This window comes from Kitasatospora sp. NPDC007106, assembly GCF_040634455.1.
Lineage (GTDB): Bacteria > Actinomycetota > Actinomycetes > Streptomycetales > Streptomycetaceae > Kitasatospora > Kitasatospora arboriphila.
In genome coordinates this window covers 1-10,188 of the sequence record NZ_JBEYFP010000183.1, presented here as the reverse complement: position 1 = coordinate 10,188, position 10,188 = coordinate 1, and the positions used below count along the sequence as shown (strand labels likewise).

7 protein-coding genes are annotated in these 10,188 nt (G+C 74.1%); 3 read left to right on the top strand and 4 right to left on the bottom strand.

Annotated elements, in window-relative coordinates; all coding sequences use genetic code 11:
- Window positions 1–264 precede the first annotated feature (264 nt).
- Together ABZ641_RS16905 and ABZ641_RS16900 are read right to left on the bottom strand one after the other, a co-directional pair.
- A complete protein-coding gene (locus ABZ641_RS16905) occupies window positions 265–468 on the bottom strand; it encodes a cold-shock protein (RefSeq protein WP_263105940.1) in 204 nt (67 codons plus the stop codon).
- Window positions 469–771: 303 nt separating this feature from the next.
- Complete coding sequence (locus tag ABZ641_RS16900; protein WP_344624523.1) at window positions 772–3,015, bottom strand: MMPL family transporter; 2,244 nt, start codon at window positions 3,013–3,015, stop codon at window positions 772–774.
- Between the two features lie 491 nt (window positions 3,016–3,506).
- On the opposite strand from ABZ641_RS16900, the gene ABZ641_RS16895 reads away from it, so the two are divergent.
- From ABZ641_RS16895 to ABZ641_RS16885, 3 genes are all read left to right on the top strand, one after another.
- Window positions 3,507–5,738: an MMPL family transporter gene (locus ABZ641_RS16895; RefSeq protein WP_359982613.1), complete on the top strand. Its 2,232-nt coding sequence runs from the start codon at window positions 3,507–3,509 to the stop codon at window positions 5,736–5,738.
- A gap of 98 nt (window positions 5,739–5,836) precedes the next feature.
- A complete protein-coding gene (locus ABZ641_RS16890) occupies window positions 5,837–6,724 on the top strand; it encodes an aminoglycoside phosphotransferase family protein (RefSeq protein WP_359982609.1) in 888 nt (295 codons plus the stop codon).
- Between the two features lie 116 nt (window positions 6,725–6,840).
- The gene (locus tag ABZ641_RS16885) at window positions 6,841–7,812 is read left to right on the top strand and encodes a polysaccharide deacetylase family protein (protein WP_359982606.1); all 972 of its coding nucleotides are present in this window, start codon (window positions 6,841–6,843) and stop codon (window positions 7,810–7,812) included.
- A gap of 46 nt (window positions 7,813–7,858) precedes the next feature.
- On the opposite strand, the gene ABZ641_RS16880 is transcribed toward ABZ641_RS16885, so the two are convergent.
- Together ABZ641_RS16880 and efeB are read right to left on the bottom strand one after the other, a co-directional pair.
- A complete protein-coding gene (locus tag ABZ641_RS16880) occupies window positions 7,859–8,587 on the bottom strand; it encodes an exonuclease domain-containing protein (RefSeq protein ID WP_359982603.1) in 729 nt (242 codons plus the stop codon).
- Window positions 8,588–8,803: 216 nt separating this feature from the next.
- Window positions 8,804–10,039 carry an iron uptake transporter deferrochelatase/peroxidase subunit gene (gene efeB / locus ABZ641_RS16875; protein ID WP_359982601.1) on the bottom strand — a complete coding sequence of 412 codons (1,236 nt, stop codon included), beginning with the start codon at window positions 10,037–10,039 and terminating at the stop codon, window positions 8,804–8,806.
- Window positions 10,040–10,188 lie beyond the last annotated feature (149 nt).

Sequence of the window (10,188 nt, the reverse complement as noted above, 5' to 3'; positions counted from 1 at the left end):
GCCGCCGCGGGGGGCGCCACCGCGCTGGGGGCGTCCGGTGCCCGGGGCCCGGCGGGAGGTGCCGCGCTGCGGGCGTGCCTGATCGGTCATGCTGCTCCGTCCTGATCGGCCGGCGGGCACGGCGGTGCCGTGCGCCCGGACCTTGTGGGTCGGCCGTCAGGAGTGCGCGCGGGGCCGCCCCGGCCGTTCGGCGGCAATGGGCGAGGGCCCGCACCCGCAGGTGCGGACCCTCACTCGTCAAGCGTGAGTCGGGCTGGGCCGGACTCAGAGGGGGCGGATGTTCTCCGCCTGGGGGCCCTTCTGGCCCTGGGTGACGTCGAACTCGACCTTCTGGCCCTCGATGAGCTCACGGAAGCCCTGGGCGTTGATGTTCGAGTAGTGGGCGAAGACGTCGGCGCCGCCGCCGTCCTGCTCGATGAAGCCGTAGCCCTTTTCGCTGTTGAACCACTTCACGGTGCCGGTAGCCATAACCGTCTCCTCATTCTGGGGCATCAGGGGCCTGCACCTCGCAGACCCCGAGTAGCCGCGATCCCCGTCCGGAGACAAAACACCGGATAAAAACAAATGCGCCTGGCGGTTGGAACCAGCAGGCGCACACGCACGTTCATGGGACCAAAACTGCAACTGCCTCGACTGTAGCACGGTGGCGCCTTCAATGATCGGGAGAGTTCTCCTCGTCACACCTCGGGCTCCCCGGGATTGAACGGCCCGCGGGCGGGGCACACACAGCCGATCGTGTGCCCCGCCCACGGGTCCGTGCGGACCGTGCGGTCAGATCCGGCCGGCCGGCTGCGGCTCCGCCTCGGGGACGGTGGGGCCGTCCCGGTCGGCGGCGTCCTGGTGGCCGGGCCACCAGGCCGCGCGGCCCAGCAGGGCGGTGATCGCCGGGGTGAAGAACATCGCCATCACGAAGGCCGAGATGATGATGCCGAAGGCGATCGAGAAGCCCATCTGGCTGAAGAGCGAGTTCCCGGCCAGCAGCATGGTGCCGAAGGTGGCCGCCAGGATGAAGCCCGCGGCGGCGACGGTCGGGCCGGCGTGCTTGACCGCCTGGCCGGCGGCCTCGCGGGGGCTGCGGCCCTCCTTCACCTCCTCGCGGAGGCGGGCGATCATCAGGATGTTGTAGTCGGTGCCGATCGCGACCACGAACAGGTAGATGAAGATCGGCAGCATGAACATCAGGCCCGGCTCGCCGCCGATCTTCTGGAAGATCAGCGAGGTGGCGCCGAGGGTGGCGCCGAAGCCGAGGCCGACCGAGGCCATCAGGTACCAGGGCGCGACCACGCTGCGCAGCTGCAGGGCCAGGATGACCAGGATGAGCAGCGCCGCCAGCGGGAACACCAGCGTGTAGTCGTGGACCATCGCGGTGTTGATGTCCTTGAAGATCGACGTCTGACCGCCGACCAGGGCCTTGGTGCCGCTCGGGGCGGAGCCGTGCGCGGTGTCGCGCAGGCCGCCCATGGTGTCGATGGCCTTGTTGGTCGCGGGCGCGTCCTTGAGGATCACCGTGATGTCGGCGGTGAGCCCGTCCTTGCTGAGCTGGGTGCGCTCGGCGGGCACCGCGGCGACGCCCGGGGTCCTGGCGAGCGCGGCGCGGTAGGTGTCGAGGCCCGCGGTGTCCAGCTTGGCCCCGCCGGTGGCGGTCAGGTAGACGTGGCTCGGGTCGGCGGCGCCGGCCGAGAAGGCCTTCATCATCCGGTCCTGGACGACCATCGACTCCTTGGTCTTCGGCATCGAGCCGCTGGCCAGGTCGAAGGTGCCCTTGTAGCCGAGGGCGGCGACGGTCAGGGCGACCAGCACCAGGCCGGAGGCCAGGGCGGCGAGGGCCGGACGGCGCTGCACGCCGCTGCCGAGCGCGGCGAAGCGGGTGCCCTTGGCCTGGCGCATCCAGTGCGCGGGGAAGTCGCCGGTCGGGCGCGGGCCGCGGGCGAGGCGGGCCAGCCAGGCCAGCTGCCGGCCGTCCCAGCGGAGCCACTCGACGACCCGGCGGAAGAGCACCCGCTCGGGGAGGACCGAGAGCACGGCCGGGACGAGGGTGATCGAGGCGAAGGCGGTGACCGCGACGGCGATGGCCAGGGACGGGCCGAGCGCGGTGAACATGCCGAGGCTGGAGAGGACCAGGACGGCGAAGGCGGCCACGACGGCGCCCGCGGCGGAGGCGATCGCCTCGCCGACCCGGCCGACCGCGTTGACCACGGCCTCCTTGCGGTCGTCCCCGGCCCGCAGCCGCTCGCGGTAGCGGAACATCAGGAACAGGAAGTAGTCGGTGCCGACGCCGAAGAGCACCACGATGAGGATGGCGGACATCGAGTTGTCCGCCTTCAGCCCGAAGACCTTGCTCGCGTCGGCGATCAGGCCGTTGGCGACCATCGAGTAGACGAAGATCGACACGATCGGCAGCAGCGCCACGATCGGGCTGCGGAAGATCAGCCAGAGCGTGAGCAGGATGATCACCACGGTGCCGATGCCGATCAGCGCCTCGGCCAGCTTGGACGAGTCCTGCTGGTCGAGGATGCTCGCGGCCGGGCCGCCGAGCAGCATCTTGACCGGGGTGCCGGCGGTCAGCTCGGTGCCCGCCTCGCGCAGCGCCTTGGCGGCGTCCGCGGCCTCGGGCTTCTGCATGACCTTCTTGTCGATGGCGATCATCGACATGCCGAAGGTGCCGTCCGGGGCGTAGGTCTTGCCGACCGGCAGGACGGTCTCGACGGACTCGATGTGCTTGTCGGCGAGGCCCTTGGCGACCTTCTCGGCGGTGGCCTTGTCGGCCTCGGTCAGCTTGCCGCCGTCGGTGCGCTCGAACAGCGCGTAGGCGCCCGGCGAGAAGTTCGCCGGGAAGGCCTTCGCCTGCAGCTCGGCGGCCTGGATCGACTCGTAGTGCTTCGGGAGGAAGGCGCTCTCGTCGGTCTGCGCGGTGATCGTCGGAGCGGTGGAGATGATCGCGACGGCCGCGATCAGCCACGCTCCGATCACCCACCAGGCCCGCCTGACGACGAAGTCTCCGATTCGGTGGAACATGCTCGTGATGCCTCCTGGGCATGGTTCACCGCAGCCCTCGGGGGACGGAAACCGGGCAACGGCAGGACCGGCCCGGGAGGAATCCCTAGCCGGTCGGCAGGCAAGTACGTGTGGAGGCATCCTATGCGATGCCACTAGCCGGTCGGCAGGTAACCCCGCCCCCGGCGGGCACCCCTAGGGGGTACCGGCCGCCTCCTCGGACCATCCTGACCTGCGCCCGCGCCGTGCACCTCCTGCTCCGGGCGGATCCGCCTCCCCCTCAGGGTGGAGCCGAAGACCGACCCCGAGGAGGAGCGCGGGGTGGGGAAAACCCCACCCCGGCCCTCCGGGCAGGCCCAGGGTCGACTCACCCGCCAGCCGGATACTCCGTCAACTCCCCGCTTCCTAGGGTCGTTCCAGCAGCCGGGAACACCGGCACCAAGCTCCGGCGGACCGCACCCGCCGCTCTCCCTGGGGGACCCGTGACACCCAAGCTCGGCCTCGCCGCCGCCATGGGCGCGTGGAGCGCCAGACACCGCAAGACGGCGGTGTTCGGCTGGCTCCTGTTCGTCGTCCTGGCCGCCTTCCTCGGCGGCCTCCACGGCAGCACCAAGGTCACCGACTCCGAGATGATGCCGGGCGAGGTCGCCCGCGCCGCGAAGATCCTCGACGAGGCCGGTATCAAGACCCCGGCCGGCGAGACCGTGCTCGTCCAGAGCGCCGCGCTGACCGCCGACGACCCGGCCTTCCGCGCCGTCGTCGACGAGGCCGCCGCCGCGGTGCGGGCCACCGGCAAGGCCGCCGACCTGCGCAGCCCGTACGACACCGGCGCCGTCTCGGCCGACCGGCACTCCGCGCTGCTGCAGTTCACCGTGGCCGGGGAGGACCGCGAGAAGGCCGTCGAGAACGTGCCGGCCGTGCTCGACGCGGTCGCCGGGGTGCAGGCGAAGCACAAGGACCTCACCGTCGAGGAGTTCGGCGAGGCCAGCTCCGGCAAGTGGTTCCAGGAGCAGTTCTCGAACGACTTCCAGCGCGCCGAGTGGACGGCCGTCCCGCTGGCGCTGGGCATCCTGTTGATCGCCTTCGGCGCCCTGGTCGCCGCCGTGCTGCCGGTCGTCCTCGCGCTCACCGCCTTCATCGCCGCCGGCGGCCTGGTCGCCCTCTCCAGCGGCCTGCTGCACACCAGCGACGACGCCAGCTCGGTGATGCTGCTCGTCGGCCTCGCCGTCGGCGTCGACTACTGCCTGTTCTACCTGCGCCGCGAGCGCGAGGAGCGGGCCGCCGGACGCGACGCCGCCACCGCGCTCCAGGTCGCCGCCGCCACCTCCGGCCGGGCCGTGCTGGTCTCCGGCGTGACCGTGGTCGTCGCCATGGCCGGCCTCTTCCTCACCGGCATCGCCGACTTCCAGGCGATGTCCTTCGCCACCATCCTCGTGGTGATCACCGCCGTGCTCGGCTCGCTCACCGTGCTGCCCGCGCTGCTGTCGATGCTCGGCGACCGGGTCGACAAGGGCCGCCTCCCGCTGCTGCACAAGCTCCGCCGCAGCGACGCCGCCACCGGCGGGCGGGTCTGGAACGCCCTGCTCACCCCGGTGCTGAACCGGCCGCTCGCCGCCACCGTCCTCGCCGGCGGCCTGCTGCTCGGCCTCGCCGCGCCGCTGCTCACCATGCACACCGCCAACCTGACCTTCCAGCAGCAGCTGCCCAAGGGCAACGCCCTGGTCGCCACCTCGCAGCGGATCGAGAAGGCCTTCCCCGGCAGCCCCGCCCCCGCCACGGTCGTCGTCAAGGCCCGCGCCGTCGACTCCCCCGAGATGAAGCAGGCCCTCGCCGACCTCAGGACCCGGGCGCTGGCCACCGGCAAGATGCACGAGCCGATCCAGGTGACGGTGCACGGCGCGCAGAACGTCGCCCTGGTCGACATCCCGCTCGTCGGCACCGGCAACGACACCGCCAGCACCGAGGCCCTGGAGGCGCTGCGGGGCGACGTGGTGGCGAACACGGTGCTCAAAGTGCCCGGAACCGAGGCCCCGGTCACGGGCAGCACCGCGGGCTCGCACGACTTCAACGAGCAGATGTCCCGCTCGATGCTCCCGGTCTTCGGCTTCGTCGTCGCCTTCGCCTTCCTGCTGATGCTCTGCTCGTTCCGCTCGCTCGGCATCGCGCTCACCGCGGTGGTGCTCAACCTGCTCTCGGTCGGTGCCGCGTACGGCGTGCTCGCCCTGGTCTTCCAGCACGGCGTCGGCGCCTCGCTGTTGGGCACCGCCGGGGTCGGCGCGGTGGAGTCCTGGGTGCCGCTGTTCCTGTTCGTGATCCTGTTCGGCCTGAGCATGGACTACCACGTGTTCGTGGTCTCCCGGATCAAGGAGGCGCACGACCGGGGCCTGGCCACCCGGGCCGCCGTCTCCTACGGCATCCGCTCCACCGCCGGTGTGGTCACCAGCGCCGCAGTGATCATGGTCGGGGTGTTCGCGGTCTTCGGCACGCTGTCCATGCAGTCGATGAAGCAGATGGGCGCCGGCCTCGCCGTCGCGGTGCTGATCGACGCCACCGTGATCCGCGCGGTGCTGCTGCCCGCAGTGATGAGCCTGCTCGGCGAGCGCAACTGGTACCTGCCGCGCTGGCTGAACTGGCTGCCGAACCTCTCGCACGGAGAGTCCTTCCCGCCGGTCACCCCGGCCGCTCCCGCCCCGGCCGGCCTGCACCTGCCGGACGGCCAGTCCGCCGGCGGCGCCCGGGTCTGACCCCCGCACGATCGACCGCCCCACGGCCGGGCCCCCGCAGCACGCGGGGCCCGGCCGCCGTGCGCCAGGATGGTCCGGACCGCACCGAGGAGCCCGCCGTGACCGCCTTCGACGAAGCCCGCGCCCGCACCCTGCTGGCCGGCGCCTGCCGCACCGCCGGACTGCCCGCACCGGACGGCGCCCGGCTGCTCGCGCTCGGTGAGAACGCCGTGTTCGACCTCGGCTCCCCCGCGCTCGTCGCCAAGGTCGGCCGCAGCTCCGCGCTGCTCCCCCGGGCCGCCCGCGAACTGGCCGTCGCCGCCTGGCTGGACGCCGCCGGCATCACGGTCGTCCGGCCCCGGCACCCCGAGCCCGTGACCGCCGGCGGACACCCGGTGACCTTCTGGCACCGACTGCCCGCCCCCGTCCGCCCGGCGCGGACGGCCGACCTCGCGCCGCTGCTGCGCGCCCTGCACGCGCTGCCCGCCCCCGAGGGCCTCCTGCTCGGCCCCCGCGACCTGCTCGCCCCGGTCGACGGATGGCTCGCCGCCGCGGCCGGTCACGTCGACCCGGCCGACACCGCCTTCCTGCGTGCCCGGAAGGAGAGCTTCGTCACGGCCGTGGCCGCGCTCACCCCCCACCTCACCCCCGGCCCGGTGCACGGCGACGCCCTCCCCCGCAACGTCCACGTCGGCCCCGACGGGCCCGTCCTGCTCGACCTGGAGAACGCCGGCCACGACCTGCGCGAGCACGACCTCGTCGTCCTGGCGCTCAGTCAGGACCGGTACGGGGTGCCGGAGGAGGAGTACCGGGCCTTCACCGCGGCCTACGGCTGGGACGTCCGGGGCTGGGACGGCTTCGCGGTGCTGCGCGGTGCGCGGGAGACGGCGAGCGCCGCCTGGGTCGCCCAGCACGTCCCCGGCAACCCCGCCGCGGCGGCCGAGTTCCGCCGCCGGGTGGACTCCTTGCGCAACGGGCAGGCCTCCGTACGCTGGTATCCGTTCTGAGACCCGACAACCGGGTCCGTTCGTACACGACGACGGAACCGGCGGTCCGCGCCTGACGTCGTCCCCGGCACACGCCCCCACCCGGGGTGGCCGGTACGACGTCAGGAGTCGTCACCATGCGGATTCCCCGCCCCCGATCCCGTCGCACCCTCGGCCTCGGCCTCGCCGCGCTGCTCGCCCCGACCGTGATCGCCGCCTGCGGTTCGGCCACCCATGCCCACACCCGCAACGCGAGCGCCGACGGCGCCCGCACCACGGCCGCCGCCGTCACCCCGCGCGACACCGCCGCCACCAGCGGCTCGCCGTCCGCCGCGAGCCCCACCCCGACCGTCCCGGCGCAGCGCTCCGCACCGCCCTCGGCGAGCGCCCCGGCCACCACCGCGGCGCCGACCACCGCCGCGCCCGGCAGCAGCAGTGCGGTCCCCTCCGCGCCGAGTGCCTCCGCGAGCCCGTCCTGGCACACCCCGGGCAGCGACCCGACCCGCAGCCACCAGGTGCTGCGGTCCACCGCGAGCGGCGGCCGCACCGTGGCGCTCACCTTCGACGACGGCCCGGGCCCGGCCACCCGCCCGATCCTCGACCTGCTGGCGCAGTACCACGCCAAGGCGACCTTCTGCATGGTCGGCAACGAGGTCGACCGCGACCCGGCGGCCGTGCGTCTGGTCCTCGCCGGGGGGCACCGGCTGTGCGACCACACCGTCGACCACCCGCAGCCGCTGCACAGCCGCAGCCACGACCAGCAGGTGCACGAGATCGCCGACGCCAAGCAGACCATCCTGCGGGCCGCCGGTCCGGGCGCCGAGGTGCCGTGGTTCCGGGCCCCCGGCGGCGACTTCACCGCCGAGAACGAGCAGATCGCGGCCGACCACGGCATGCGCTCGCTCGGCTGGTCGGTCGACCCGCGGGACTGGGCCAGGCCCGGTGTCCCCGCGATCGTCGCCAACGTCCAGCAGCACCTGCGCCCCGGCGGGGTGGTGCTGATGCACGACGGCGGCGGCGACCGCAGCCAGACGATCGAGGCGCTGCGCCAGCTCCTGCCCTGGCTGGTCGCGCAGGGTTACACCTTCGACTTCCCGGCCGGCGGCTGATCCGGGGCCGGGACGGGCGGACCGGGCCGCGGCGAGCCCGCCGCCGTCAACCCGCCGCGGCCGCGGCGGGCCAGGGCACCACGGGCCAGGCCGGCTCGATCCTGGCCTGCGGGTCCGAGGTGCGGCGCAGGTACTGCTGGAACGAGGCGGCCTGCTCCGCGGCGGCCCGCACCTGGAGCGCGTGCAGATCGGCCGGCGTGACGCCGCCGACCGCGGGGAAGGCCTCGCCGAGCCGGCGGGCCACCCGGGCCGCGGCCACCGCGTCGGCCCCGGCCTGGTGCGCGCCGTCCAGCACCACCCCGTAGTGCTCGCAGAGCGCCTGCAGGTTGCGCTTGCCGCGGCGGTAGCGGTCGGCGTGCTTGTCGAGCACCAGCGGGTCGATGACCGGCGCGGGCGTGCCGCCGAGCCGCGCCGAGAGCGGGCTGACGCCGTGTCGGCGGCACTCGCGGTCGAGCAGCGACAGGTCGTAGCGCGCGTTCATGATGACCAGCGGGGTGCCGGAGCCGAGGGCCTCCGCTATGGCCCGGGTGATCTCCTCGACGGCGCCGGCCGCGGCCACCCCGCGCTCCCGCGCCTGCGCGGTGCCGATGCCGTGGATCGCGGTGGCCTGGGCCGGGATCGGTATGCCCGGGTCGACCAGCCAGTGCTGCTCCCGCGAGACGGTGCCGTCCGGCTCCAGCCGGACGAGGGCCGCGGTGACGATCCGGTCGTTCTCGATGTCGGTGCCGGTGGTCTCCAGGTCGAAGGCCAGCAGGCCGGCGGCCAGCCAGCTCATCGCGGGCCCCCGGCCGTGCGGTGGCCGTGGTGGGCGGGTGCGGTCGGCGTCCCCCTCCGGGTCGTCATCCGGCGCTCCTTCCGTCGCTCCTGCCGTGACGGGGACCATCATCGCCCGCACCAGTGACAGCCCCGCCGGTCGGGTCGCCCGGCGGGGCCGTCGAGGGGTGCGGCGACGCGGCGCGGCGGCGCTCCGGCGGACGGGTCGGGCGGTGCGTCAGGCGGTGCCGAGCAGGCCGCTGCCGAGCCAGCCGCTCTCGTCCGGCACGCCGGGCAGCACGAAGAAGTAGCCGCCGCCGGTGGGCGCGAGGAAGGCGGCCAGCGGCTCGCCGTTCAGCCGCTGCTGCACGGCCTCGAACTGCCGGGCGACGTCCTGCTGGTAGCAGCAGAACACCAGCCCCATGTCGAGGTCGCCGGTCCCGTCGACGCCGCGGTCGTAGTTGTAGCCGCGGCGCAGGATCCGCGAGTCGGCGGTGGCGGCGGTGCGCGGGTTGGCGAGCCGGATGTGCGCGTCGAGGGCGATCACCGCACCGGACGGGTCCTTGCCGTACGCCGGGCCGTCCTGCTCGGCGGTGCCGCCGAGCGGCGCGCCGCTGTCCCGGTGCCGGCCGACGATCCGCTCCTGGTCGGCCACCGGCAGGGCGTCCCAGGGTTCGACCCGCATCCGGATGATCCGCAGCACCTGGTAGGTGCCGCCCGCCGCCCAGGCCGGTTCGCCGCCGTCCGCGGCGACCCAGACCAGACTGTCCATCACCCGGTCCGAGCCGGTGTCGGGGTTGGCGATGCCGTCCTTGAAGCCCTGCAGGTTGCGCTGCGCGCCGTCCGGCCGGGCCGGGTTCTGGAACCCGTCGATCCGCCAGAGCGGGCGCAGCGCGCCGCGGGTGTGCCGGGTCAGGTCGCGCAGGGCGTGCAGCACGGTGTCCCGGTTGTCGGCGCAGATCTGCAGCGACAGGTCGCCGTGCAGCTCCGGGCCGAGGTCGTCGCCGGGGAAGGCCGGCATCGGGGTCAGGCGCAGCGGGCGGGCGGCCGCGAGGCCGAACCGGTCGTCGAAGAGCGAGGCGCCGACGCCGACGGTGACGGTCAGTCCGTCGGCGGGGACGTCCGTGCCGAGCAGGCAGGTGTCGGACGGCGGCTCGCCGGCGGCGGCCGGTGCGGGGGTGCCGCCGGCGGTCAGGAAGCGGATGCGGTCGGTCAGCGAGCGCATCAGCTGTTCCAGGGCCGGCCGGTCGGGGGCGGTGACCTCGGCGGCGAGGAAGGCGGCGAAGCGCTGGGCGGGCGTGGTGACGCCGGCCTGGTGCGGGCCGTGGAAGGGGACGGCGTCCCGTTCCACCGCTGCCGCAGCGGCGGCGGGCCCGCCGGTGAGGACCGGTCCGGCGGCGCCGGCGGCGCCGGCGGCGAGGGTGGCCTTGACGAAGCTGCGGCGGGCGGGGGCGGCAGCGGTGGGCTCGGTCATCGGGGCTCCGGTGTCGAACTGCGTGGGGGGATCGTGGCAGCCGGCCGTCACGGCCGCTTCGCACACGGTCCAACGCTGCGGTGCACCACCCCGGCCCGCACCCCGGACGATCCCCCCGATCCGCCGACCGGCCGCACCGGCCGCACCGG

What these genes read in the sequence shown, in the direction of transcription:
- ABZ641_RS16895 (WP_359982613.1), top strand. Translation starts at nt 3,507, where the DNA reads ATGGGCGCGTGGAGCGCCAGACACCGCAAGACGGCGGTGTTCGGCTGG.
- ABZ641_RS16905 (WP_263105940.1), bottom strand. Translation starts at nt 468, where the DNA reads ATGGCTACCGGCACCGTGAAGTGGTTCAACAGCGAAAAGGGCTACGGC.
- ABZ641_RS16880 (WP_359982603.1), bottom strand. Translation starts at nt 8,587, where the DNA reads ATGAGCTGGCTGGCCGCCGGCCTGCTGGCCTTCGACCTGGAGACCACC.
- ABZ641_RS16885 (WP_359982606.1), top strand. Translation starts at nt 6,841, where the DNA reads ATGCGGATTCCCCGCCCCCGATCCCGTCGCACCCTCGGCCTCGGCCTC.
- ABZ641_RS16900 (WP_344624523.1), bottom strand. Translation starts at nt 3,015, where the DNA reads ATGTTCCACCGAATCGGAGACTTCGTCGTCAGGCGGGCCTGGTGGGTG.
- efeB (WP_359982601.1), bottom strand. Translation starts at nt 10,039, where the DNA reads ATGACCGAGCCCACCGCTGCCGCCCCCGCCCGCCGCAGCTTCGTCAAG.